A 24,843-nucleotide genomic window follows, 5' to 3' on the forward strand; every position below is an offset into this window, starting at 1 on the left:
ACTTTTTGCGGTAGGAAGGCAGTCCGTCATCGTGATCACCGCCGAACACCCGAACCAAGCAGGGTCAGGTATGGGCGACGAACGCACCAGCCGCCCCGGTGCTGTCCGCGCGCTGGTGCTGGCCACCCTGGGTTTTGCGATCAACTTCTGGGCGTGGGCCCTGCTGAGCCCGCTCGGCCCGCGGTTCAAGGACCTGCTTCACCTGTCGTCCGGCCAGCAGGCGTTGCTGGTGGCGGTGCCGGTGATCGTCGGCTCGCTGGGGCGCATTCCGGTAGGTGCGCTGACCGACCGGTTCGGCGGTCGCGTCATGTTTCCCCTCGTGTCGTTGATCACGGTTGTGCCGGTGCTGTTCATCGGGCTGCTGGGGCAGCACTCGTTCGGCGCTCTGCTGGTTGGTGGCTTCTTCCTGGGCATCGGCGGCACCGCGTTCGCCATCGGGGTGCCCTTGGTCAACGCGTGGTTCCCGCCGGAGCGCCGCGGCTTCGCCATCGGGGTGTTCGGTGCCGGCATGGGAGGAACGGCGATCAGCGCCTTGACCACCGTCAAGATGGTCAAGGGAATGGGCGAGTCGGCACCGTTCCTGCTCACCGCGGCGGTGTTGGCCACCTACGCGGTGGTTGCGTGGTTCTTCCTTCGCGACGCCCCGGGACGCGTGGTGCCGACCACCTCCGTGGTGGCCCGGTTGAGCGCGGCTGCTCGGCTGCCCATCGCCTGGCAGGCGTGCATCCTGTACGCGGTCGCCTTCGGCGGCTACGTTGCGTTCTCCGTGTACCTGCCTGCGTACCTCAAGACGGCCTACGGCCTGGAACAGGCTGACGCGGCCAACCGCATGGCCGGATTCGTGGTGGCAGCTGTGGTGATGCGCCCACTCGGTGGGTGGCTCGCGGACCGTGTCGGAGCCATTCCGGTACTGGCCGGTGTCTTCGCGGTCGTGGCCGCCGGTGCCGGGGTCCAGGCGGCCACCCCTGACCTCATGCCCGTCGGGACCGCGGCGTTCCTGACGATGGCAGCCGCGTTGGGCGTGGGAAGTGGTGCGACGTTCGCCCTGGTGGCGCGCTCCGCCCCACCGGCGCAGGTGGGGTCGGTGACCGGGCTGGTCGGCGCCGCGGGCGGCCTCGGCGGCTTCGTTCCGCCGCTGGTGATGAGCAGCGTGTACGCCCGGACCGGGACCTACAGCCTCGGGTTGGCCCTGCTGGCCGTCGTCGCACTGGCATGCCTCCTGCTGACCATGACGACGGTCCGTAGGACGACCCGCGTTCGTGCCGGGCAGGCAGTCGCCTGATGTGCGAGTACTGCGGCTGTCAGGACATCGCCACCATCGCCGAGCTGACGCGGGAGCACGACGCGGTCGTTGCTGAGATCTCCCGCATCCGCACCTTCGTTCGTGACGGCGACATCGGTGGTGCCGCCGTCGTCGCGCGGCGCATCAACGGCATCTTGCGACCACACACGCTGGTCGAGGAACGGGGGTTGTTCCCCCACCTGGCGCTCGAGTTCCCCGAACACGTCGCCGCTCTGCAGCGCGAGCACAGCGAGATCGAAGCCGTCCTGGCCGAAGCGGCCGCTCCGGTCCCGCCTGGACCCGACTGGCCGCGGCGGCTGCTGGAGGCGGTGGAGAACCTGCGTGAACACATCCTCAAGGAGCAGGACGGACTGTTTCCAGCCGCCCTGAGCATCTTGGACTCCTCCGCCTGGACATCCGTGGAAGCGATCAGGGCCAAGGTCGGCTCCGAGGTGTCCAGCAACAGCACTCCCGGTGTCGCACACCGGCGGCACGGAGAGCAGATCCACGGGGTGGACGCTGACCTCCAACGCACCCACCAGACCTGACGCTCCGGCGCACCGACCTCACCGCCCAGGCATGACCATCGAAGGGACAAGCTCGTGACGGACAGGACCAGCTCCACAGCACCGGGACTCGATGGGCCCTTGTCGCAGGCGCTCGTGGGGACGCGGCGGTTCTTCACGCGGGCGGAGGTGTCCCCGGACGGGCGCACGATGACGGCCAAGGGCGGGCGCGCCGGGGACGCGTTCTACCGAGACCGCTGGAGCCACGACAAGGTCGTCCGATCGACCCACGGCGTCAACTGCACGGGATCCTGCTCCTGGAAGGTCTACGTCAAGGACGGGATCATCACGTGGGAGTCGCAGCAGACCGACTACCCGACGACCGGTCCCGACCGACCGGAGTACGAGCCGCGCGGGTGTCCCCGCGGCGCCGCGTTCTCCTGGTACACCTACTCCCCCACGAGGATCCGCTACCCCTACGTGCGGGGCGTCCTCCTAGAGATGTACCGCGAGGCGAAGGGCCGGCTGGGTGATCCGGTGCTGGCGTGGGCCGACATCGTCGGCGACCCCGCAAGGGCAGCTCGCTACAAGGCGTCACGAGGCAAGGGTGGCCTGGTGCGCGCCTCCTGGGATGAGGCCGCGGAGATCGTCGCGGCCGCCAACGTCCACACGATCAAGAAGTGGGGCCCGGACCGCATCGCGGGCTTCTCGCCGATCCCGGCGATGTCGATGGTCAGCCACGCCTCCGGGGCGCGCTTCACCTCCCTCATCGGCGGGTCGATGTTGTCGTTCTACGACTGGTACGCCGACCTGCCGGTGGCTTCGCCGCAGATCTGGGGCGACCAGACCGACGTCCCTGAGTCCGGCGACTGGTGGGACGCCGGCTACCTCGTCATGTGGGGGTCGAACGTCCCGGTGACCCGCACCCCCGACGCGCACTGGATGGCCGAAGCGCGATACCGCGGGCAGAAGGTCGTCGTGGTCGCGCCGGACTACGCCGACAACGTCAAGTTCGCCGATGAGTGGTTGCCCGCGGCCCCGGGCACCGACGGGGCGCTGGCCATGGCGATGGGGCATGTGGTGCTCAAGGAGTTCTTCGTCGACCGGCAGGTGGACCACTTCGAGGACTACACCCGACGGTTCACCGACCTTCCCTTCCTGGTCTGCCTGGAGGAGTACTCGGATGCCACCACCGAGGGTGGGACGCCGGCGTACCGGCCCGGGAAGTTCCTGACCGCCGAAGACCTCGACGGCGATGCCGCCACGGCGGAGAACGCGGCGTTCAAGACCGTGCTGGTGGACAGTCGCACCGGTGAGCTGGTCGTCCCGAACGGCACCCTCGGCGACCGGTTCGGCGACGAGGGGGTCGGCAAGTGGAATCTCGACCTCGGAGAGGTCCTGCCGGCTCTGAGCCTGCTGGACTCGGCCACCGAGACCGCCTCGGTCGACCTGCCCCGGTTCGACCTGCCCAGAGGAGCCTCTGAGGTCGTGCGGCGCGGCGTCCCCGTCCGGCGGGTGAACGGCCACCTGGTGACGACGGTGTTCGACGTGCTCCTCGCCCAGTACGGCGTCGGTCGGGAGGGGGTCCCGGGAGCCTGGCCGTCCGGGTATGACGACCCGGATGGTCTGTACACGCCGGCGTGGCAGGAGCCCATCACCGGGGTCCCGGCAGCAGCGGTCGCGCGGATCGCCCGGGAGTTCGCGCAGAACGCCGCCGACACCAGCGGTCGTTCCATGATCATCGTCGGGGCGGGCACCAACCACTGGTTCCACTCCGACGAGACCTACCGGTGCATGCTGCTGCTGACCACGATCACCGGGTGCCAGGGCCGCAACGGTGGAGGGTGGGCGCACTACGTCGGGCAGGAGAAGGCCCGCCCCATCACCGGGTGGGCCCAGATGGCGTTCGGCCTGGACTGGGTGCGCCCCCCTCGGCAGATGATCCAGACGGCGTACTGGTACCTGCACACCGACCAGTTCCACTACGACCACTACAGCGCGGACTCGCTGGCCGGCGCCACCGGCACGGGGTTGTTCGCAGGGATGAGCACCCACGACCAGCTGGCGTTGTCCGCGCGCCTGGGGTGGATGCCGTCCTACCCCACCTTCGACCGAAACCCCCTCGACCTCGCCGACCAGGCTGAGGCGTCAGGGCAGGCTGTCGGGGACTTCGTCGTCGACCAGCTCAGGACGGGACAGCTGAACTTCGCCTGCGAGGACCCTGACGCGCCACAGAACTGGCCGCGGGTGCTGATGATGTGGCGCGCGAACTTGTTCGGGTCCTCTGCCAAGGGCAACGAGTACTTCCTCAAGCACCTTCTCGGGACCGACAGCTCGGTCTCCGCCGTCCCCGACGACGACGACCTGCCCAAGGGCAAGCTCGACCTGCTGTGCACCTTGGACTTCCGCATGACCAGCTCGACCATGTTCAGCGACGTCGTCCTGCCGGCCGCTACGTGGTACGAGAAGCACGACATCAACACCACCGACATGCACCCGTTCATCCACTCGTTCAACCCGGCCATCAGCCCACCGTGGCAGACCAGGACCGACTGGGACATCTTCAAGACCATCGCCGAGGTCTTCGCCCCGTTGGGGGCCAAGCACCTCGGGGTCCGCAAGGACCTGGTCGCGGTGCCCCTGCTGCACGACACGGCCGACGCGATGGCGACGCCGCATGGCAGGGTGAGGGACTGGGCCAAGGGCGAGTGCGAGCCCGTCCCGGGTGTCACGATGCCCAAGCTGGTCGTCGTCGAACGCGACTACGGCGCCGTCTTCGACCAGATGGGCGCCTTGGGCCCGCTCATGGAGAAGCTCGGCACCGCGCAGAAGGGCGTCGCGTACGACGTGAAGCGGGAGGTCGACTACCTGCTGCACAAGAACGGCCCCGTCCGCGGTGGCGTCGCCGACGGTCGCCCGTCGCTTAAGGACGCCCGACACGTCGCCGAGACGATCATGGCCCTGTCCGGGACCACGAACGGGCACCTGGCCACCCAGGGCTTCAAGACGCTGGAGAAGCGCACCGGGCAGCTCATGCACGACCTCGCGGCTGAGCACGAGGGCAAGCAGATCACCTTCGCCGACACCCAGGCTGCGCCGGTGCCGGTCATCACCAGCCCGGAGTGGTCCGGGTCGGAGTCGGGCGGGCGCCGCTACTCCCCCTTCACCATCAACGTCGAACGCCTCAAGCCGTGGCACACCCTCACCGGACGCCAGCACTTCTACCTCGACCACGACTGGATGCAGGAGCTCGGCGAGGGCTTGCCCGTCTACAAGCCGCCGCTGGACATGACGCAGATCTTCGGCGAGGCCGAGATCGGTGCCCAGAACGAGCTCGGTGTCTCGGTCCGCTACCTCACGCCGCACAACAAGTGGTCCATCCACAGCGAGTACCAGGACAACCTGTTCATGCTGTCGCTGTCGCGCGGTGGGCAGGCCATCTGGATCTCCGAACGGGACGCGGCCAAGGTCGGCATCAGGGACAACGACTGGGTCGAGGCCGTCAACCGCAACGGCGTCGTCAACGCCCGGGCCATCGTGAGCCACCGCATGCCGGAGGGGACGGTGTACATGCACCACGCCCAGGACCGGCTCATCGACGTCCCCCTCACCGAGAAGACAGGTCGCCGCGGCGGCATCCACAACTCGCTCACCCGGATCCTGATGAAACCCAGCCACCTCATCGGCGGGTACGGCCAGCTCGCCTTTGCCTTCAACTACCTCGGCCCGACCGGCAACCAGCGTGACGAGGTCACCATGATCCGCCGCCGCTCCCAGGAGGTGCAGTACTGATGAGGGTGATGGCGCAGATGGCCATGGTGATGAACCTCGACAAGTGCATCGGGTGCCACACCTGCTCGGTGACGTGCAAGCAGGCGTGGACCAACCGCTCAGGCACCGAGTACGTGTGGTTCAACAACGTCGAGACCCGCCCCGGGCTCGGCTACCCACGCACGTACGAGGACCAGGAGGAGTGGAAGGGAGGCTGGGTCCGTACCCCCAGGGGGCGGCTGAAGCTGCGGGCCGGCGGCCGCTTCACCAAGCTCGCCACCATCTTCTCCAACCCCAAGCTCCCGTCAATCGAGGACTACTACGAGCCTTGGACCTACGACTACGAGACGCTGCTCAACGCCCCGGCGCAGGAGCATTTTCCCGTGGCCCGGCCCATCTCGCTCATCTCGGGCAAGCCGATGAACGTCACGTGGTCGGCGAACTGGGACGACAACCTCGGCGGCAGCCGTGAGAACGCCCAGCGCGACGTGATGCTTCGCGGCATCACCGACAAGGTGAAGCTCGAGTTCGAGCAGACCTTCATGTTCTACCTGCCGCGCATCTGCGAGCACTGCCTCAACCCGTCGTGTGCCGCCTCCTGCCCCAGCGGAGCGATCTACAAGCGGTCCGAGGACGGCATCGTCCTGGTCGACCAGGACAAGTGCCGCGGCTGGCGCATGTGCGTGTCGGGCTGCCCCTACAAGAAGGTCTACTTCAACCACAAGACCGGCAAGGCCGAGAAGTGCACGTTCTGCTATCCGCGCATCGAAGTGGGGATCCCGACCGTGTGCTCCGAGACGTGCGTGGGGCGCCTGCGCTACATCGGCCTCGTCCTGTACGACGCGGACAAGGTCCTCGAGGCGGCCTCGGTGGAGGACGACCACGACCTGTACGAGGCGCAGCGGTCGGTGTTCCTCGACCCCAGCGACCCGCAGGTCCAGCACGAGGCACAGCAGGCCGGCATTCCGGCCGACTGGATCAAGGCTGCCCAGCGGTCCCCCGTGTATGCGCTCATCAACCGCTACCAGGTCGCCCTGCCACTGCATCCGGAGTACCGCACGATGCCGATGGTCTGGTACATCCCGCCGCTGTCGCCGGTCGTCGACGTGGTCAAGGACACGGGTCACGATGCCGAGGACCGCGACAACCTGTTCGCCGCCATCGACACCCTGCGAATTCCTGTCGAGTACCTCGCGAACCTCTTCACTGCCGGCGACCCCGCTCCGGTGGACGCGGTGCTGAAGAAGCTGGCGGCGATGCGGTCGTACATGCGGGACATCAACCTCGGCCGGGACCCGGACGACTCCATCCCGCACGCGGTCGGCATGGACGGGGAGACGATGTACGACATGTTCCGCTTGCTGGCCCTGGCCAAGTACGACGAGCGGTACGTCATCCCTGCCGCACACGCCGAACAGGCGCATGCTCTTGAGGAGCTCGCCACCGAGTGTTCCCTCGACTATGACGGTGGGCCCGGCATGATGGGCGAGTCCGGTCCGTTCGGCGAGGGGTCCGGCGAGCTGACCCCGGTGGCGGTGGAGAACTTCCAGATGCTCAAACAGCGGCAGACGGCCGACCACCTCGACGGCGCCGATGTCGGGGGGAAGGGGCTGCGTGGCCGGGTCAACCTCCTGAACTGGGACGGCAAGGGCTCTCCCCGCGGCATGTTCCCCAAGCGCAGCAAGGAGGAAGAGTGAGGACCCGCCGCAACCGTCACCCCCGCCCGAAGCTGGACGACGTTGAGCTCGCCACCACCTGGCAGGTCGTGTCGCTACTGATCGACTACCCCACCCCGGCAACCATCGAGCGACTTGGCCTGCTCGCGGACGCCGTCGCTGCGCTGCCCGGTCGCGTGCGCGAGCCGCTGGTCCGGTTCCTCGGGACACTGGAGTCGGTCCCCCTGGGCCAGCTGCAGAGCGACTACGTCGAGACCTTCGACATCACCCGCCGGTGCTGCCTGTACCTGACCTACTTCGCCCATGGCGACACGCGCAAGCGGGGGCTGGCCCTGGTGCAGTTCAAGCAGGCGTACCGCCGGGCCGGGGTGGAACTCGAGGAGGCGGAGCTGCCCGACCACCTCAGCGTGGTCCTGGAGTTCGGGGCCACGTGCGACCTCGAGGTTGCGTGGCTGCTGCTCAACGACCACCGCGCCGGCTTGGAGATGCTGCGGATCGCGCTGGCGCAGCGGTCCTCACCGTGGCACGACGTGGTCCTTGCACTGGTGGCCACCCTGCCCGTGCTGCGTGGTGACGACGAGGACAAGGTCGCCGCCCTCGTCGCCCAGGGGCCACCGTCAGAGGAGGTCGGGCTGGGACTGGAGCCCTACGCCATGGACCCTCGGCTCAACCCCCGCCCCAGCGAGTCCGTCGACCTCGGCCTCACCATCCCCGTAGGAGCGCCCTGATGGACACCTTCCTGTGGGTGATCTTTCCCTACATCTGCCTGGCCGTCTTCGTCGTCGGCCACTACTGGCGCTGGACCTACGACAAGTTCGGCTGGACCACCCGGTCGAGCCAGCTGTACGAGAACCGCCTGCTGCGCTGGGGCAGCCCCCTGTTCCACTTCGGTTTGCTCGGCGTCGTCGGCGGCCACGTCATCGGGCTCATCGTGCCGAAGGGCTGGACCGAGGCGGTGGGCGTCGGTGAAGGCGTGTACCACTTCCTCGCCGTCACGCTCGGCGGCCTGGCGGGCGTCGCCACCGTACTCGGGCTCGCCATCCTGGTGTACCGACGACGAACGGTCGGGCCGGTGTTCATGGCGACCACCCGTATGGACAAGCTCATGTACGTCTTCCTCGCCACCGTCATCCTCCTGGGGATGTGGAACACCGTGGCCAGCAGCATCTTCGGCCACTACGACTACCGCGAGGGCGTCTCCCCGTGGTTCCGCAGCATCTTCGTGTTCCAGCCGCGTCCGGAGCTCATCAGCGAGGCTCCGCTCGGGTTCCGCCTTCATGCCCTCGTCGCGTTCACCCTGTTCGCGTTGTGGCCGTTCACCCGGCTCGTCCACGTCTTCAGCGCACCGGTCGGCTACCTGACGCGTCCGTACATCGTCTACCGCACCAGGGACGACACACGAGAAGGAGCCCGCGCACCCAAGCGAGGCTGGGAGAAGGTTGGACGACCATGAGCGAACGCCGGCCGCACGAAGCAGACACCGCGCCCGTGAACCTGACCGAGGCCGGTCACGCACTGCTGGCGATGGCAAGGGGGACGGACAACGGGCACGCATCCCAGCTGCTCATCGGGGGGAGCCGACAGCGGGCCGTCCTGATGGCCTTGACCGGGGGCGCTGGACTCAACGAACACGAGTCGCCCCCAGCCGCCACCTTCCAGGTGCTGAGCGGGACCGCGCGCCTGTACGCCGTGGACGGGCCCTCGTGGGTCGTGGCCGCCGGACAGCTCGTGACGATACCGGCGACCCGGCACGGGGTCGAGGCACTGGAGGACTGCGTCATCCTGCTCACCGTCTCGCTGGGTCAGACAGCAGACGGGGCCGTCTGAGCGGGCTCCGGCCAGGGATGTCGGTGGCTGCCTTCTCAACCGCAGCCTGCAGGTCCAGGTGCACCGATAGACCAGTGACACCAAACGACGGACGCGCTCTGCCCCTGAGGATGCGCTCTGCCCACGAATTTCGTTGGGTAGAGCGCATTTTCGTGAGTGCTAGTGGTTGGGCGCTGACCTGGCGGGCCCGATCGAGAACAGTGACGGGCGCCACAACACCGTGAGGACGATGGTCCCGGTGCTGTGGTGCGCACCGCCCCGATGCTGGAGATGCCCAACCAGGGCAACCAGATCCGGGGCCGCGAACCCCGTACAGCGGGAGATGAGAACCATGCGACGCAGAACCCTTGACACCCTCCTCACGGCCGCCGGCTTCATCGTGGCCACGGTCCTTCTGGTCGCAGGGGGCTTGCTGACCTGGGCGAGCAACTTCGTGACCGACAACGTGCACAGCCAGCTCGCCGACCAGAAGATCACGATGCCGTCCGGCAAGGCGATCGAGGACCCGCTCATCAAGCCCTACCTCGCCCAGTACGCCGGCCAGCAGCTGACCACCGGCGCGCAGGCCAAGGCGTATGCCGACCACTACATCCTCGTCCACATGAACAAGGCCAGTGGTGGCAAGACCTACGAAGAGGTCAGTGGCCAGTTCATCGCGATGTCGCAGGACAAGACCGCCGACGCGGCCACCGTCGCCCAGCTCGGCCAGCTGCGCCAGACCCTGTTCATGGGCAACACCCTGCGCGGCCTGCTCCTCAACGCCTACGCCTTCGGCACCATGGGTGTCATCGCCCTCTGGGGAGCCGTTGCCGCCCTCGTCGGCTCGGGCCTGATGTTCCTGCTCAGCTTCCTCGGGCTCTGGCACCGTCGCACCGTGCCGGTCGAGGAGGAGGTCCGCATCGGAGTTGGCCACGCAGCCGCTCCTGCTCCCGCTGTCGGCTGAACCCAGCCAGCACCCGCGGACGGCAAGCCCCCGACCCTTCAGGGCCGGGGGCTTCGCCGTACCCCGCGACGCGGGCGGCAGGATCAGCCCTGCGGGCGCGTGTTCTGGGTGATGGTGGCCAGGTCCTTGCTGACCTCGAGCATGACGTTCGCGCCGGCCTTGGTGCCGAACACGTCGTAGGAGCCGTCGGGGTCCATCCGCACCGAGGAGACGGTGACGGCGGAGTCCTTGGCCTTCACGGCCGCGGTGACCTTGGCCAGCGCGCTTCCGGTGACAGCGGTGTCGTTGTTCGGGTTGGCCGAACCGTTCGGTGCGGCGGCAGTGGTCGTCGAGCTGGTCGTCGAGCTGGTCGTCGAGTTGGTGGTGGGGCTGGTGGTGGCGGCGTTCGACAGCGCGGCTCCGGTGCCGATGAGGCCGGCCGTGGCCACGAGTGCCGCGACGCCGGTGAGGATTCGGTTGTTGGCCATGGTGACTCCTGGGTCTGGGGTTGGTCGGTCGTTGTCGACCGTTGACCAGAGACTGACCGGGCCCGCTATGGCTGGGCTGTCAGGGCCATGGCACCTGCGTGTGCATCACGCCTTCGTCGGGTGGCTGGTTCAGTGCACGACGAAGGCGTCCACGTTCACCGTCTTGGCAGTGGCTGCGGGGTTCTTGGTCCCCAGGACCTTGACGGTGATGGTGTGCGAGCCCGCTGACAGCCCGGTGAAGGACCTGACCGTCTGGTAGTGCACGGCACTCGCGTAGAGGTCCACCGTGCCCTTGTCGACCCCGTCGACGTATACCTCGGCCCTGCCCCAGCCCGGTCCGGTCGTCGCCACGTAGTCCACCGCCGTACCGGTGAAGGTCAGGCCGGCGGTCTGGTTGGCCACCGCGCTCGACCGGTAGGCCTTTCCGCTCGCGGAGGTGTTGGACACGCCCTTCCACTTGTCGAGGAGCACCTTGGTGGCGTTCTCGTCCGTCGTCGTCGCCCCCACGGTGAAGCCGTCGAGGGCGACATCGGCAGCTGACGCGGACGAGTTCTTGGTTCCCAGCACCTTGACCACGATCTTGTGCGACGAGGTGGACAGGCCGGTGAAGGCGACGGTGGCGGGCTGGAAGCTCGCGGCGTACTCGTCGAAGGAGCCCTTGTTCACTCCGTCGATGCTCACCTGGGCGATGCCCTGCGCAGGGCCCTTCTTCGTCCGCCACGTGATGCTGGTCCCCGAGAACGCGAACTGGGCCGTGTCCCCCGCCGTCCTGCTCGCGCGGTACGGCCCCGTCCCGTCGGTGTGGACGACCCAGCCGTCGAGGGACGCAGCCGACTCCTCGTACCTCGTGCCGCCACCGCCCGTCGCCGTGAAGGCGGCGGTCACGGCCCTGGCCGCGGTCATGGAGACCGTGCAGGTCGACGACGTGCCGGAGCACGCTCCACCCCAGCCTGCGAACGTCGACCCGGCGGCCGGCGACTCGGTGAGCGTGACCGAGGTCCCACTGGGATAGCTCGCCGAACACGGTGTGCCACAGGAGATCCCTGCTGGAGAGCTGGTCACCGTGCCCGAACCGGTGCCGGACGTGCTCACGGACAGCGCGTAGCTCGCGGTGCCGGCGAGGGTGACCCTCACGCTCGCCGTGGTGCCGTTCTGCGACACCGGGGAGATCGTGAAGACGTTCTCCGGGTCGGTGAACGTCCCGCCCACCGGCAGGGGCGCGTCATACCAGTCGTAGTACCCGGCGCTGGTGTCGGAGTTTGGCGTGAAGTCCAGCGCGAAGGGCCCGGTGTCGCTCCCGAAGGCCGCGCTGACGCTGATGTGGACGCTGTTCGTGGCGGCGGGGTAGCCGGTGAGGAAGGAGTCCTGGGTGATCGGCTGGCGGTACTCCACGTAGTAGGTGTGGGTCGGGGTCGTCAGCAGCAGCACCTGCGGACTGGTGGTTCCGTTCTTCTCCAACGGCACCAGGTCGTAGGTCCCGCTGGCGTTCACCGTGGTGACCCTGCTGCCGCTGATCCAGCCGAGGACCAGCTCCTGCTTCGCGCTGAACCAGGTCACCGCGTCGTTGGCGTCCCCGGGCCAGTTGTTGCCCATGACGTCCCAGGCGTTGCCGTACTCCTCGTTGTTGGCTGCAGGGTTGCCGAGGCAGCTCGTCGTGACCGTGACCGCACCACACTCCAGCCCGTGCGAATGGTACAGCCCGAGCGCGTGGCCGATCTCGTGCGTGGGGACCAACCTGGCGTAGCCGTCGTCCAGGTTCCACAGGCCGTTCTGGACCCACGCGTGCTTCCCGCCGATCTCCCCGTACCCGGCGGCGCCGCAGTACAGGTTGGGGGCGTTGATCATCAGGGCCCTGTACGCAGTCACATCGTACCCACCGCTCGTGGCTGCGGCCTCGGCCTGGTTGGCCAGGCCGGGCAGGTTGCACGAGGCCGGGTCGGTGATCGTGTAGGTCGGGGTCTCGGTGCCAGTCCACGTCATCTGCCCGTACGAGGTGTCGGTGTAGAAGCTCGCGACGGTGCGCGAGTCGGAGCCGAACATGAAGTTGTCCTCCTGGGCGGTCGTGGCCGTGAGGGACGTCCCGGGCCAGACGACGTTGACCACCAGCACGGACTGCGCACCGGTCACCGCAGAGCTCGCGGGCGCGGCCGCAGTCACCGTAATCGCGCCGCCACCGGTCACGTCGAGGACGTCACCGTTCAGGAGACCGTGGACGGTCACCCTCGCTCGCGAGTGGATGGCGGGAGTTCCTTCCGTCCTCAGCTGGTACTCGCGGCCGGCCGACTGGAGCACGTACAGCGTCTGGTCGGCATAGCGGGAGTCGCCGTGCACCTCGAGGAAGACCCCGGACACGGTCACCGACTGCCCACCACCGGCCACAGCCCCCAGGGTGGGCGAGGCCGGACCGAGCATCAGGAGCATCGCGGCAGCCATGGCCGCCACCAACGTGAGGGCTCGTCCAACTCGCTTCGCTGACATGGCCGGCTCCTTGTCGTTCACGGTGGGAGGGAGCTGATCGTGCACTGCCCCCGCCGAGCGACCCGGATGTGTCCAGGCCCCGCGGCTGGGAGGCGCGGGCGGCCGAAGAGCTCGACTTCCCGCAGTGGCGCATGGCAGCCCCATCAAGGTATTTGGCGCGGTGGGGCAGCACGTCCTCCCGGGGGCCGAGCCCGCCTACGTCGAAGTGGGGCGAGCGCCCCGTCCTCTGATGTGCGTAGGTCCCGGGGGCACGCGCGCGAGCTAGTGGACGAGGGTGGCCTTGTCCCGCACGGCCGCCACGACGTCGAGAATGGCTCGGGTGCTCTGCGCCGCATAGGGCTGCCTGGCTACGAGGTCCTCGTGCACGGCGCCCGCGACGACGTGGTGGGCACTGTTGGACGACAGGGCGGCGAGGTGGTCCTGCTTCGCCGACCAGTCCGGTGCGCTCCCGCTGCCTGCGGTCAGCACGACCAGCGGCTTGGCGTCGAAGTCGGTCAGCTGGGCCGCCTGCACCATCGGGGTGTTGGCCTGGACGTACTCGTCGATGGTGCTCTTGACCGTGTTCGGGCGGGCGATGCTGGCACGGACCTCGTCGCGGGACCGGGGCGGGAGGGTGCCGCCCTCGACGTGCGCGTAGAGCCGGGTGAGACCCACTTCTGACGTCGTGGCCACCACTGCGGACAGGTGGCTCATGAGGTCGTAGGAGCCCGCGGCTCTCGGCGCCGCACCGTCCGCAGGCTGCTTGGGTGCGGTCGAGTCGAGGAGCACCATGCCGACCACCTCGTCCGGGTACCGCGCGGCGAAGGCCAGCGAGTAGAGGCCGCCGAAGGAGTGGCCCGCCACCACGTACGGACCGGGGACGTGCGCCCGCGTGAGCAGGGTGTGCAGGTCGGCGGCGATGGCGAAGCCGTCCTGCGGGGCGTCGGCGGGCTCGCTCCATCCCCTGCCTGCCCGGTCGTACACGCAGACCCGCGTGCTCCGGGCCACAGCGGGCTCGATCCAGCCCATGTTCGAGGAGAACTCCCCCGCGCCCGGCTGCAGCAACACCGTCGGGCTGCCGGAACCCGTGCAGCTCAGGTGCAGGCTGCGGCCACCGACGCCGACCAACTGGCCGGGCATCGGCAACGCGTTGGCGTCGACCGCGGCCCCCACGACCTGGTAGACACCACCGATCGAGGCCAGGCCCAGCACCGCGAGCATCGGGTAGACGAGCAGGGAGCGACTGCGGCCGTGCAAGGACCGACGCACCCGGCCCACCATCCAGACGACGAGGACGAGCAGCACCGGTGGCCACACCCAGCTCAGCGCACCCATGACCGCCGAGCCGAGACCCAGCAGGAGCAGCCCGGCTGCCCCCATGACCGCTGCCGGGGCCCAGGCCCACCGCTGCGGTTGGTCCGTGAGGCGCACCGAGAGCACGGCCACCATCGCCCAGCCCAGCGCGTACCCGCACAGGAGCGCACCGGTGACACGGGGCACCTCAGCCGGCACGAACGGCGCCACGGCGAGGAGCAGGGCCGCCGCCCACCCGGCCACGAAGGAACCGGCCACCACCAGCCCGATGCGCCCTCCACCGGCGCGGCCCGGACCCGTCGAGGACGGCTCTTCGCTGGGGCTGGGAGTGGGTGTGGCTGCAGTCGGGGTAGAGCTCACGACGGACTCGATTCCATGCACCGCTGGCGTCGCGCGAGTGCGGGGAACCGCACCTGGGACACGTGCCGTCACCTCACCGTAGGGAACCCACACCAGCCTCGATACCACCCGAAGTGACCATCCCGAGTCCCTGACGCTGACAGCGGGGCGCGAGGAGATACGCGCCTGCACACGAGGACGGTCGGCAACGCGTACTCAGTCGTGCGCGTAGTCCTCGTCCGCGTCGCCGGACACGACCTGCGACTGCTCCAACCGGTCTGCCTCGTCGGAGTCGCCCTGGTCGATCTCCACCGGCGAGTCCGGCCAGGGCTGGTCGTCCCCTACCTCGGGGTCGACCGGTTCCTGCTGCTCGAGGCGGTCCGCCTCCGGGACCGGGACGTCCCGGTCGTCACGACTGGCCATGATGGGTCCTCCTGTTCTGCACGGAGACGAGCATTCTCCTTCTCCAGGTCCAGGACCATCCCCACGCCTGCGAGGTTCAGTCCGGCACCGAGCAGCTCGCCGATCCGGCGCAGCCGGTCCAGGTCGTTCGCGCTGTAGCGCCGGGTGCCGCCGTCGGTCCGCTCGGGCTCGAGCAGGCCCCGCGACTCGTACAGGCGCAGGTTCTGCACGCCCATGCCGACGAGGTCGGCGGCCACGGAGATGCCGTAGACACCACGGTCGCCGTCGGGAGCGGTCATGTGGCTGTCCTTCCTCGAGCGGCCCGTCGAGGCCTCTTGCGCCAAGTATGCAAGGGGTGCTACAAGAAATCTATGTCGGCCACCATAGACCTTGGCGGTCGTGGCCGGTCGGCATCTCCCCAGGCACACCACGACGGAGGTGAAGACAATGCTCATGCGCACCGACCCCTTCCGTGACCTGGACCGGCTGACCCAGCAGGTCTTCGGGCCCAACGGCACCCTCGCCCGCCCCTCGGTCATGCCGATGGACGCGTGGCGTGACGGCGACACGTTCCACGTCGAGTTCGACCTGCCGGGAGTGAACCGGGACTCGATCGACATCGACGTCGAGCGCAACGTCGTCACGGTCAGGGCAGAGCGCCCGGCACGGGCCAGCGACGCGGAGCTCGTGGCGGCCGAACGCCCGCGCGGGGTGTTCAGCCGACAGCTGGTCCTCGGCGACAACCTCGACACCGAACGCATCGCGGCCACCTACGACGCCGGCGTCCTCACGCTGAGCATCCCGGTGGCCGAGAAGGCCAAGCCGCGCAAGGTCGAAGTCGCGGGCACCCACGAGCACCAGCAGGCCATCAGCGCCTGACCCACGGTGGTGAGGCCCGTGACCACCGTCGCCGGCACCGGCTCCCGCGCGCGCAGCCTGGACGAGGAGCTCGTCGACCTGGTGTGCGCGGACGAGCAGTGGCTCCGCGAGGAGTTCGACGCGATCATCGGTCGCGAGTGGGCGACCGAGCCACCGGCCGCCGTGCCCCGACCGGCGGCGCAGCGTCCGGGACGTCGGCAACGGCATCCGGTGCCTCGCGGTCTCCTGCCGCCGAGGCGTCGGCCCGACCGCCCGTCCCTCACCAGGTGGCGCCGGCAGCGATCTCCCCCGCCCTGGTGGTCCGGCCCTGACCGCCTCGCTCTCCCCAAGAGCCCCTCGCGGGAGAGCGGGCGGTCACGACGCCTGCGGCCCCACGCCGCGGCACCGGCCCCGCTCGACAGCGTCGCCGCGACCGCGACCGACCCGCTAGGGACCATGGTCCCTAGCGGGTCCCCGGTTCTGTGCATCGCCCTCAGTCCGGCTCGTCCGGCCCCGTCCCCAGGTGGTGCAGGGCCTGCGCGAGCGACGCTTGGCGCGAGGCCCCGGTGTGGACGACTGATGCCTCCGGCCAGGCGTCGGTCAGGGCTGCGAGCTGCCGCCCGACCGGGAGGTCCGCGTCGCTCTCCGTGTCGGCACCGGCGGCCCGGGCGCGCAACCGGTCCTCGACCACCGCGGGGCGGGCAGAACAGGCGAGCTCGACCACCGGGGTGCTGACGTCCCGTGCCAGGGCCCGGAACTGCTCGCGCAGTGCGGCCGACGAGAAGGACGCGTCGACGACGACCGTCTCCCCCATGCCCAGCAGGCGGGCGGCCCGGTCGGCCAGCGACGCGTAGGTCCGGGTGGTCATGCCGGGCGTGTAGATGCCCTCTCCGAAGGCCGCCGGGGCGTGCACCGACGCGGCCATCCCGGCGAGCGCCTTGCGCTCCCGGTCACTGGCCACCAGCACCCCTCCCAGGCGGTCGGCGAGTGCCGAGGACAAGGTCGTCTTCCCCGACCCCGGGGGGCCGCCCACGAGCACCAGCCGCACCCGGCCGCGTCGCAGGTGGGCCAGTCCGATGTCGCACAGCTGGGCCGCCTCGTCGGCGTCCGCACCGGTACGGGCGTGGTGTCCACCGGCCCGGATCGCCGCCACCTTGGCCCGCATCACCGCGCGGTAGGCGGCGTAGTGATGCCGCAGCGCCGGTGGCTGGCGGGTCCCGGAGAACTCCTCGTAGTCGTGCAGGAACTGCTCTCCCAGCCGCACGCTGCCCAGCCGCTCCAGGTCGGTCGCGAGACAGGCCGCGTCGTCGAGCACGTCCATCCAGCGCAGCTCGTCGGCGAAGTCGAGGCAGTCCAGCGCCCGGGGGCCGTCGGGCAGGCAGAAGATGTCGTCGGCCAGCAGGTCACCGTGACCGTCACGCACCAGCCCCGCCTCGATCCGGCTGTCCAGCAACGGAGCCCGTCCGTCGACGAACTCCAGGGCCAGCTCCTCGATGCGGTCGGCGAGCTCGGCACCCACCGGGGCCACAGGGTGGTCCCGCAGCCCCTGGACGTTGTCCTGCCAGCGTTGCCGCAGCGCCTCCGAGGAGCCACATCGTGCGACATCGGGACCCGTCCGGGCGGTGGCGTGGAACGCGGCCAGGTCCTTGGCCAGCCGGCGCAGGTCCGGTCCCACGTCGACGCCCTCGCGGACCAGCGTGGCGAGCCGCCGGTCCTCCGGCATCCGACGCATCACGAGCAGGTGCTCGCAGGGCTGGCCGTCGGGGTCCCGGACCTCGAGCACCCCGAGGTAGACGTCGGGGGTCAACCGTCGGTTGAGGACGAGCTCGCGACGGATCGCGCCCTCACGGGCCGCCCGCGTGGTGAAGTCGAGGAAGCCCAGGTCCACCGGCTTCTTCACCTTGTAGGCCCTGTCACCCATGAGGAGGACGACGGCCGAGTGCGTCTCGCGCACCTCGGCGCCCCATCCACCGGCGCCGACGCCGTCCAGACCCATGGCACCACCCTCGTCCGACGTCATGCCTGCACCGGCGACACCGTCGCCACCTCCCGACTGCGCCCGACGGTCCCCTGCGCCGTCAGCCTGACACGGGCACGCACGCCATCCCCGGGTCGATGGTCCCGACTGGTCGCCCCGGCCGGCGGTCCCGTCCGGCCGCAGCGGCTCCGGCCGGACGCAGCGACCGCGGCCGGCAGGGCGCGGATGCGGGACCAACGACCCGACGCCCCTCGCCGCCGCTGCCGATGCTGGGAGTGAAGGGAGTTGGTCCGGATGGCAGACGACGTACGCACCCCCACTGGCGCCGACAGCACCGAGGAGTCTCGCGAGCTGCGCGAACGCGCCCTCAAACGGTTGAACGACAAGCGGGGCCTCATGGCGCACGGGCTCGCCTACGTCATGGTCAACCTCCTGCTGGTGGCCGTCTGGTACGCCGCCGGCGCCCACTTCTTCTGGCCGCTGTTCCCGCTCTTCGGCTGGGGCATCGGGCTGGCCTTCCACGCCTGGGACGTGTTGTGGCCCGAACCCGGCCCGGACCAGGTCGAGGCCGAGATGGAGCGGTTGCGTCGACGCAGCCGGCACGCCTGACCCCCACCCGCAGGACTCGAGGAGGACCCGTGAGCACCATCGACCTGGCAGCCACCACCCGACCGGTCGTCGTCGGCGTCGACGGCCGCCCCCACACGCGCAACGCCCTGGACTGGGCCATCGACGAAGCGGTCCGGCGACGGTGCGGTATCCGGCTCGTGCACGGACGCAGCGTGCCCGTGCAGGGTCCCCACATCGAACCCCTCATGGCCGCCTCCGACGAGGTCTCCAGGCGAGTCCTGCACGAGGCGGAGCAGCGCATCCACAGCGTGTCCCCCTCGACTCCTGTCACGACGGCGACCGGCATCGGCGGCCCCGGGGCGCTGCTCGTCGACGCCTCGACGGACGCCGGACTCGTCGTCGTGGGCGCACGCGGGCGGGGTACGGTGTCGAGCGCCTTCCTGGGGTCCTCCTCCGTCGAGGTCGCGGCCCGGGCCCACTGCCCTGTGGTCGTGGTCCGTGAGCTCCCCACCACCTCGTCGCCGGCGTCGGGGGTCGTGGTCGGCTCCGACGGTTCCGAGGTGAGCAACGCCGCCATCGGGGAGGCGTTCGGCGAGGCCCACGCGAGGCAGGCCCCGCTCACCGTCGTCCACGCGTGGCTGTTCGACTTCGACGACACGAACCTGCCGGCAGTGGACGCAGAGTCGTTGCAGGAGAACATGGTTCGCCAGTCCAGCGCCGTCACCTCCCAGTCCGTGACCGACTGGTCCGAGAAGTTCCCGGACGTCGAGGTGCGGCTGCGTGTCGTCAACGCCCATCCCGTCGAGGCGTTGGCCGACCTGTCGCGCGAGGCGGAGCTCGTGGTGGTGGGCAGCCGTGGCCGAGGAGGTTTCCGTGGCCTGCTGCTCGGGTCGGTGAGCCAGGGCGTCCTGCACCACGCCCACTGCCCGGTGATGGTGGTCAGGCCCGAGACCGGCTGACCTGCCGTCAGCGGTCCGGGGACCACCCGGACAGGACCGCGACGCCGGTCACCCTGCCGCTGGACAGGTCCTCCAGTGCGGCGTCCGCCTGCTCGAACGGGTACGTCGTCACCGTGGGTGCCACCGCCAGGGCTGCGGCGAGTCGCAGCAGCTCCTCCCCGTCGGCCCTCGTGTTGGCCGTCACCGACGTCAGCCGCTTCTCGAGGAACAGGTGCCGCTGGTAGTCCAGCTGGGGCACGTCGCTCAGGTGGATGCCGGCCAGCACCAGGCTGCCGCCCCGGTCGAGCGCCTCGAAGGCCACCGGCACGAGGTCGCCGACGGGCGCGAAGAGGATGGCTGCGTCGAGCGGGACCGGCGGGGCGTCGTACGCGTCGCCGGCAGACGCTGCACCCAGCGACAGGGCGAGCTCACGGGCTCCCTCGCCACGGGTCAGGACGTGCACCTCGCTGCCCTGCGCCAGGGCGAGCTGGGCCGTGAGGTGGGCGCTGGCCCCGAACCCGTACAGCCCCAGCCGTCCGCCGGGCGGCAGGCCGGTCCTGCGCAGCGCGCGGTAGCCGATGATGCCGGCGCACAGAAGCGGGGCCGCCTGCTCCGGGGAGAGGGAGGCCGGCACCCGGTAGGCGAACGCCGAGGGCGCCACGACGTACTCCGCGTAGCCGCCGTCGTGGTCCCACCCGGTGAACTCCGCGCGGGGGCACAGGTTCTCGGCGCCGGTGCGGCACCAGCGGCACTCGCCACACGTGTGGCGCAGCCAGGCGACGCCCACCCGGTCGCCGACGGCGAACCGCCCCCCTGCCGCGCCGTCCACGACCGTGCCCACGACCTCGTGACCCGGCACGACGCGCGGGCGCCGCACCGGCAGGTCACCGTCGGCGACATGCAGGTCGGTGCGGCACACCCCGCACGCGTCGACCCGGACGAGCACCTCACCGTCACCGGGGACCGGGACGGGGCGTTCGGCCAGGCGTACCCGGCCGGGGCCCCCGGCCTCCCCCGTGACCTCCCAAGCCCGCATCGGCCGCCCTCCTCTCGCGAAGAGCGTCCGTCGCCACCGTCGGCCGACCCGGGACCTAAGTCCCTGATGCGGAGGTCACCGCCCGACATTCACTGGATCGACCAGGTGTGTGAACGTCCACACCGGAACAAGGGAGACGGCATGCAGCCCACCACGTCCGACGCGCCCCGCACCCTGCAGGGCGCGACGACGGAGCACCTCACCCACCTCTCGCTGCGGGAGCTCCTGCAGCGCCTCGCCGCGTGCGAGGAGTCCCTGCGGTCGACGCAGCCGGTCCAGGCCGTCCACGACGGTCTACGAGACCGTGAGGAGGTCCTGCAGGACGAGGCACGGATCACCCGGGAGCTCCGGCGCAGGCGGCACCTGAGGCGGCTGCGCCCCCACCCCGAGGAGCGTCGTCACTCGGCGGCGTGGCCGCGGCCGCCGTGGTGACGCCGGGGCCGGGCGCCGGGCCGGTGGCCACCACCCCCGGCTACGAGGTCGAGCAGGTCACCCTGCAGGACCAGCCGACCCTCGTCATGCGGCGCACGGTGGACGGGCAGGGCATCGCACCGTTCATGGGTGCTGCGTTCGCCAGGGTCGCCGAGGTGGCCCAGCAGGACGGCATGTTCGTGTGCGGACCGCCGTTCGCCCGGGTGCGACCCGAGCCGGGCGGTGAGGTCGACCTCGAGGTCGGCTTCCCCGTCAGCGGGATGGTCCTCGGGCAGGGCGACGTCAAGGCGTCGCACCTCCCCGGCGGCCCCGCCCTGCGCACCACCCACCGGGGCGACTACTCCAGGAGCCGGGTGGCCCACGAGGCGCTGTCCGCGTACGCCGCTCAGCACGGCATGGCGCCGGCCGGCGACGCGTGGGAGGTCTACCTCGACGGTCCCGACGTGGCGGAGCCCCGGACCCTCGTCGTCCTGCCGACGCGACCGGCCGCCGATCCCGGCTGAGCCGTCCGCGGTGGCGTCGGCGGGGGCGTTCCGCGGGGGGCGCTCCGCGAGGGACGCTCCACCCGGACCGGCAGTCGGTCGTCCGCAGGCCGGCAGTCGGTCGTCGGCAGGTCGGCAGTCGGTCGTCAGTGGATCGTCGCGAGCAGAGCCCCGACCCCGACGAAGAGGCCCCCGAAGACCCGGTTCAGCCGCCGCTGGCCGCCCTCGCTGCGCGTCAGGCGCCGCAGCCCGCGGGCCGCCACCGCGAAGACGAACCACATGACGAGCACGTCGACGACCACGACCGTGGCCGCGAGCACGGCGTACTGCGTGGCCAGCGGCCGGTCGGGCCGGATGAACTGCGGCGTGAAGGCCAGGAAGAACACGACCGCCTTGGGGTTGGTCAGGTTGACCAGGGCCCCCCGGCGCAGCATGGCCCACCGGGAGGCGTCCCGGACCGCGGTGTCCTCGTCGACCGGGGCCGGGCGGGCGCGCAGCTGCCGCACCCCGAGCAGTACGAGGTAGGCAGCGCCGGCGTAGCGGATCACGTTGAACAGCAACGGCGAACCGGCGACCAGCACCCCGACCCCGGCAGCGACCACCGCGATGTGCACGAGCAGGGCGAGCTGCTGGCCGAGGATCCCCCAGATCGAGCGCGCCCAACCCCAGCCGATCGAGTTGGACATCGTGTTGATGGCGCCCGCGCCGGGAGTCAGGGAGATGAGGACCGCCGCAGCCAGCAGGGTGAACCAGAGAGACCACGACACGAGTCCGGAGTCTAGGTTCGGCACGCCTGCGGCCTCCACGCGGTCCACGAGCCAGACAGGCCCGTACCGGACACGAACCGTCCGCAACCGGGCGTACGGTGCCGCCATGGCCATCGCACGCTTCCCCAGCATCGTCCTCGACTGCCCCGACGCCGGAGCCCTCGCGACCTTCTACGGCGCGATGCTCGACTGGAAGGTGGACATCTCCCCCGGCTGGGCGGAGATCCGTGCCGACTACGGCCAGTGCATCTGCTTCCAGGAGGTCGAGGCCTACACCCCGCCTCGCTGGCCGTCCCAGGAGGTGCCGCAGCAGATGCACCTCGACGTCGCGGTGGACGACCTCGACGAGGCGGAGGTCGAGGTCCTGGCGCTCGGCGCGACCCGGCACGAGCACCAGCCCGGCACGTCCTTCAGGGTCTTCCTCGACCCTGCGGGACACCCGTTCTGCCTCTGCACCGACTGAGCAGACCCGAGCCGTCGACCGTCCACCACGCGACAGGGCCCCCGACCGGTGGTCGGGGGCCCTGTGACGTGTCGTGTCAGGAGTGCTTGACGAGGGAGGTGTCGCCACCCTGCGCAGCCGGGGGGGCTGACTCGGGGGCGGGCGTGCGGCGGGACGCCGAGGCACCGACGCCGTCGAGCCGGTCGAGCGCCGAGACGTCGTCATCCACGAGCGGGACGAAGCGCTCCAGGAACAGCTGCCACATCGTTGCACCGACCTTTCTCACGCGATCCACCTCCGGTGGAGTGTGCCCATCCAGTGCACATGATGAGGATGAACGGTTGCTGATAGGGAAGAGACGCCGTGGTACGTCCACTCATCCATTCTGCTGACATCGTCACCCAAACGCATGAGCCGCCGCAAGCGCGAACGGGTGACTTCCGGGACCAAGTACGCCCATCTGGACACACACGGCGCAAACTGGACACTCCCCCGCCATGCTGCGCCTGCCGCGCCACCCGCCGCCGGCCCAGCCGCCCGAGCCGTCCGGAGCAGACCCATGACCACCTCCCGTCGCTTGCGCCCCCGCCTCGTCCGTGCGGCCGCCTCCACCGTCCTGCTGGCCGTCGCGGTCGTCGCCGCCCTGGCCGCCACCGGACCGAGCGCCTCCGCCGCGACCCCGGTGCCCCCGACCCCCACGGGGCTGCCCGCCGGCATCGAGGCCCTGTCGTCCTACGTCGGGGCGAACTCCTGCGACGCGAAGGCCAAGCCGGGCACGGTCGCCCTCGGCTCCCTGCTGGTGCGCACCTACCCCGGCACGACGTACGGGTCGGCGCGGGCCTGCGGCTCGGACTCCCTCGCGACCTCCGAGCACTACGACGGCCGGGCCGTCGACTGGATGGCCAGCGTCCGCAACACCACCCAGAAGGCGCAGGCGAACGCCGCGCTCACGTGGATGCTCGCGACGGACCGGTCCGGCAACACCTACGCGATGGCACGGCGGCTCGGCGTCATGTACCTGATCTGGAACAACAAGACCTGGTCGGCCTACCGGCCGCAGGACGGGTGGACCGAGTACCAGGGGTGCCTGTCGTCCGCCAAGGCCTCCACCTCCTACGACACCGCCTGCCACCGCAACCACGTGCACATCTCCCTGTCGTGGTCAGGTGCCATGCAGCGCAGCTCCTACTGGTCGAAGAAGGTCGCCTCACCCGAGTGGGGGCCGTGCCGCTCGTGGGCCCTCAACTGGGCTTCCCCGCGGTCGAGCGCCAACCTCACCAGGTGCCAGGTGCCCCCGCCCGTCAAGGCGGTGCCGTCCGCGAGCAGCCTCGGCAAGCAGCTGGTGTCGTTCTCCGGCATGTACCTGCGCTCGGGCAGCACCGGACCTGCTGTGCAGGCCGTGCAGAGCGCCATCGGCTCGACGGCGTCCGGCTCGTTCGGCTCGACGACGCAGTCCGCCCTGACGGCGTGGCAGAAGCGGCAGGGTGTCACTGCCACCGGCGTCACCGACGCCGCGACGTGGCGTGCCCTGGTGAGGCCGTACGCCGCTCCCCCGGTGTCGCTCGGCCTGGACGCCGCCATCGACTCCGACCTCGTCTCCCTGTCGGCGGCGCGGGGAGCCGTGCTCCACGACAGCCCCGCCGACACGACCGGTCGCAGCCTCGGCGGCAGCTGGGGCTCGGTGACCGACGTCGTCACGCCCGGGGACTTCACCGGCGACGCCGTGGCCGACCTCGTCACGCGCACGGCCGGGGGCGACCTGTTCCTGCTGCCGGGTACGGGGAACGCGGCCTTCGGCGCGCCGGTGCGGATCGGCTCCGGCTGGGGCATCTTCGACACCGTCGTGTCCCCCGGCGACTTCACCGGTGACGGCCGGCCCGACGTCGTCGCGCGCCGCAAGGACGGGACGCTGTGGCTGTACCGCGGCACCTCGAAGGGGCTCGCCGCCACCGAGACGCGGATCGCCACCGGCTGGCAGGTCTTCGACCGCGTCTTCTCCCCGGGTGACGTCACCGGGGACGCACGCCCTGACCTGCTGGCCCGCCGTCGCAGCGACGGCACGCTGTGGCTGTACGCCGGCAACGGCAAGGGTGGCTGGTCCGTCTACAGCCGCCAGGTGGGCACCGGCTGGCAGCCGTTCGTGACCCTCACCGGCGCCGGCGACCTCAACCGCGACGGGCTCTCCGACGTCCTCGCGCTCAACTCCTCCGGCGCGTGGATGTCCTACTACGGCAACGGGAAGGGCGGGTGGCTCCCCGGCTCCGGGGCGCAGGTCGGCCGCGCTGGCTGGCCCACCGACGCCACGTACGTCGGCGCCCGCTGAGGCCCCTCGATGTCCCCGTTGGGGGCCGGCCGA

General features: G+C 70.3%; 23 protein-coding genes. 15 read left to right on the plus strand and 8 right to left on the minus strand.

The features are described from left to right. Positions 1 to 70 precede the first annotated feature (70 nt). From ABEA42_RS05960 to ABEA42_RS05995, 8 genes are all read left to right on the plus strand, one after another. Entirely contained in the window at positions 71 to 1,282 is a 1,212-nt protein-coding gene (locus ABEA42_RS05960) for an MFS transporter (protein ID WP_345501826.1), read from the plus strand. Next, positions 1,282 to 1,830, plus strand: coding sequence for a hemerythrin domain-containing protein (locus tag ABEA42_RS05965; RefSeq protein ID WP_345501828.1), 549 nt, complete (start codon positions 1,282 to 1,284; stop codon positions 1,828 to 1,830). Before ABEA42_RS05960 ends, ABEA42_RS05965 begins: the two co-directional genes overlap by 1 nt. A 99-nt stretch (positions 1,831 to 1,929) precedes the next feature. Beyond that, positions 1,930 to 5,580 (plus strand): nitrate reductase subunit alpha, encoded by a 3,651-nt coding sequence (locus tag ABEA42_RS05970; protein WP_345501829.1) that lies wholly within the window; start codon positions 1,930 to 1,932, stop codon positions 5,578 to 5,580. Further along, a complete protein-coding gene (narH, locus tag ABEA42_RS05975) occupies positions 5,580 to 7,256 on the plus strand; it encodes a nitrate reductase subunit beta (protein WP_345501831.1) in 1,677 nt (558 codons plus the stop codon). The genes ABEA42_RS05970 and narH overlap by 1 nt, the downstream gene beginning before the upstream one ends. Beyond that, on the plus strand, positions 7,253 to 7,963 hold the full coding sequence (gene narJ / locus ABEA42_RS05980) for a nitrate reductase molybdenum cofactor assembly chaperone (protein WP_345501833.1): 711 nt from the start codon (positions 7,253 to 7,255) through the stop codon (positions 7,961 to 7,963). The genes narH and narJ overlap by 4 nt, the downstream gene beginning before the upstream one ends. After that, entirely contained in the window at positions 7,963 to 8,688 is a 726-nt protein-coding gene (gene narI / locus ABEA42_RS05985; protein WP_345501835.1) for a respiratory nitrate reductase subunit gamma, read from the plus strand. Before narJ ends, narI begins: the two co-directional genes overlap by 1 nt. Then, positions 8,685 to 9,062: a cupin domain-containing protein gene (locus ABEA42_RS05990; protein ID WP_345501837.1), complete on the plus strand. Its 378-nt coding sequence runs from the start codon at positions 8,685 to 8,687 to the stop codon at positions 9,060 to 9,062. The genes narI and ABEA42_RS05990 overlap by 4 nt, the downstream gene beginning before the upstream one ends. Before the next feature lie 331 nt (positions 9,063 to 9,393). Then, the gene (locus ABEA42_RS05995) at positions 9,394 to 10,005 is read left to right on the plus strand and encodes a hypothetical protein (protein ID WP_345501838.1); all 612 of its coding nucleotides are present in this window, start codon (positions 9,394 to 9,396) and stop codon (positions 10,003 to 10,005) included. Between the two features lie 83 nt (positions 10,006 to 10,088). Here ABEA42_RS05995 and ABEA42_RS06000 read toward each other — a convergent pair whose 3' ends face one another. From ABEA42_RS06000 to ABEA42_RS06015, 4 genes are all read right to left on the minus strand, one after another. Further along, the gene (locus tag ABEA42_RS06000; protein ID WP_345501839.1) at positions 10,089 to 10,472 is read right to left on the minus strand and encodes a hypothetical protein; all 384 of its coding nucleotides are present in this window, start codon (positions 10,470 to 10,472) and stop codon (positions 10,089 to 10,091) included. Positions 10,473 to 10,601: 129 nt separating this feature from the next. Beyond that, positions 10,602 to 12,950 carry an InlB B-repeat-containing protein gene (locus ABEA42_RS06005; RefSeq protein WP_345501841.1) on the minus strand — a complete coding sequence of 783 codons (2,349 nt, stop codon included), beginning with the start codon at positions 12,948 to 12,950 and terminating at the stop codon, positions 10,602 to 10,604. Between the two features lie 261 nt (positions 12,951 to 13,211). Then, complete coding sequence (locus ABEA42_RS06010; protein ID WP_345501843.1) at positions 13,212 to 14,603, minus strand: alpha/beta hydrolase; 1,392 nt, start codon at positions 14,601 to 14,603, stop codon at positions 13,212 to 13,214. Between the two features lie 320 nt (positions 14,604 to 14,923). After that, the gene (locus ABEA42_RS06015; RefSeq protein ID WP_345501845.1) at positions 14,924 to 15,283 is read right to left on the minus strand and encodes a MerR family transcriptional regulator; all 360 of its coding nucleotides are present in this window, start codon (positions 15,281 to 15,283) and stop codon (positions 14,924 to 14,926) included. 148 nt (positions 15,284 to 15,431) lie between these two features. Between ABEA42_RS06015 and ABEA42_RS06020 the strand changes: the two genes are divergently transcribed. Next, positions 15,432 to 15,863: an Hsp20/alpha crystallin family protein gene (locus tag ABEA42_RS06020; RefSeq protein WP_345501847.1), complete on the plus strand. Its 432-nt coding sequence runs from the start codon at positions 15,432 to 15,434 to the stop codon at positions 15,861 to 15,863. Between the two features lie 472 nt (positions 15,864 to 16,335). Here ABEA42_RS06020 and ABEA42_RS06025 read toward each other — a convergent pair whose 3' ends face one another. Further along, positions 16,336 to 17,838, minus strand: a complete 1,503-nt coding sequence (locus tag ABEA42_RS06025; RefSeq protein ID WP_345501849.1) for a bifunctional aminoglycoside phosphotransferase/ATP-binding protein — start codon at positions 17,836 to 17,838, stop codon at positions 16,336 to 16,338. A 276-nt stretch (positions 17,839 to 18,114) separates the two neighbouring features. Here ABEA42_RS06025 and ABEA42_RS06030 point away from each other — a divergent pair, with 276 nt between their 5' ends. Further along, on the plus strand, positions 18,115 to 18,429 hold the full coding sequence (locus ABEA42_RS06030; protein WP_345501851.1) for a 2TM domain-containing protein: 315 nt from the start codon (positions 18,115 to 18,117) through the stop codon (positions 18,427 to 18,429). Between the two features lie 29 nt (positions 18,430 to 18,458). Then, positions 18,459 to 19,349: a universal stress protein gene (locus ABEA42_RS06035; RefSeq protein ID WP_345501853.1), complete on the plus strand. Its 891-nt coding sequence runs from the start codon at positions 18,459 to 18,461 to the stop codon at positions 19,347 to 19,349. Positions 19,350 to 19,356: 7 nt separating this feature from the next. Here ABEA42_RS06035 and ABEA42_RS06040 read toward each other — a convergent pair whose 3' ends face one another. After that, positions 19,357 to 20,364 carry a zinc-dependent alcohol dehydrogenase family protein gene (locus tag ABEA42_RS06040; protein ID WP_345501855.1) on the minus strand — a complete coding sequence of 336 codons (1,008 nt, stop codon included), beginning with the start codon at positions 20,362 to 20,364 and terminating at the stop codon, positions 19,357 to 19,359. Between the two features lie 141 nt (positions 20,365 to 20,505). Here ABEA42_RS06040 and ABEA42_RS06045 point away from each other — a divergent pair, with 141 nt between their 5' ends. Then, positions 20,506 to 20,796 (plus strand): hypothetical protein, encoded by a 291-nt coding sequence (locus ABEA42_RS06045; RefSeq protein ID WP_345501857.1) that lies wholly within the window; start codon positions 20,506 to 20,508, stop codon positions 20,794 to 20,796. Beyond that, positions 20,775 to 21,299 (plus strand): GyrI-like domain-containing protein, encoded by a 525-nt coding sequence (locus ABEA42_RS06050; protein WP_345501859.1) that lies wholly within the window; start codon positions 20,775 to 20,777, stop codon positions 21,297 to 21,299. Before ABEA42_RS06045 ends, ABEA42_RS06050 begins: the two co-directional genes overlap by 22 nt. A gap of 125 nt (positions 21,300 to 21,424) precedes the next feature. On the opposite strand, the gene ABEA42_RS06055 is transcribed toward ABEA42_RS06050, so the two are convergent. After that, entirely contained in the window at positions 21,425 to 22,045 is a 621-nt protein-coding gene (locus ABEA42_RS06055; protein WP_345501861.1) for a LysE family transporter, read from the minus strand. 106 nt (positions 22,046 to 22,151) lie between these two features. On the opposite strand from ABEA42_RS06055, the gene ABEA42_RS06060 reads away from it, so the two are divergent. Continuing rightward, the gene (locus tag ABEA42_RS06060) at positions 22,152 to 22,508 is read left to right on the plus strand and encodes a VOC family protein (RefSeq protein ID WP_345501863.1); all 357 of its coding nucleotides are present in this window, start codon (positions 22,152 to 22,154) and stop codon (positions 22,506 to 22,508) included. Positions 22,509 to 22,584: 76 nt separating this feature from the next. Here the strand turns inward: ABEA42_RS06060 and ABEA42_RS06065 are convergent, their stop codons facing one another. Continuing rightward, complete coding sequence (locus ABEA42_RS06065; RefSeq protein ID WP_345501864.1) at positions 22,585 to 22,773, minus strand: hypothetical protein; 189 nt, start codon at positions 22,771 to 22,773, stop codon at positions 22,585 to 22,587. A 273-nt stretch (positions 22,774 to 23,046) separates the two neighbouring features. On the opposite strand from ABEA42_RS06065, the gene ABEA42_RS06070 reads away from it, so the two are divergent. After that, positions 23,047 to 24,810, plus strand: a complete 1,764-nt coding sequence (locus ABEA42_RS06070) for an FG-GAP-like repeat-containing protein (RefSeq protein WP_345501865.1) — start codon at positions 23,047 to 23,049, stop codon at positions 24,808 to 24,810. The last annotated feature ends 33 nt before the right edge of the window (positions 24,811 to 24,843 follow it).

The organism is Pedococcus ginsenosidimutans (assembly GCF_039544395.1).
GTDB classification, from domain to species: domain Bacteria; phylum Actinomycetota; class Actinomycetes; order Actinomycetales; family Dermatophilaceae; genus Pedococcus; species Pedococcus ginsenosidimutans.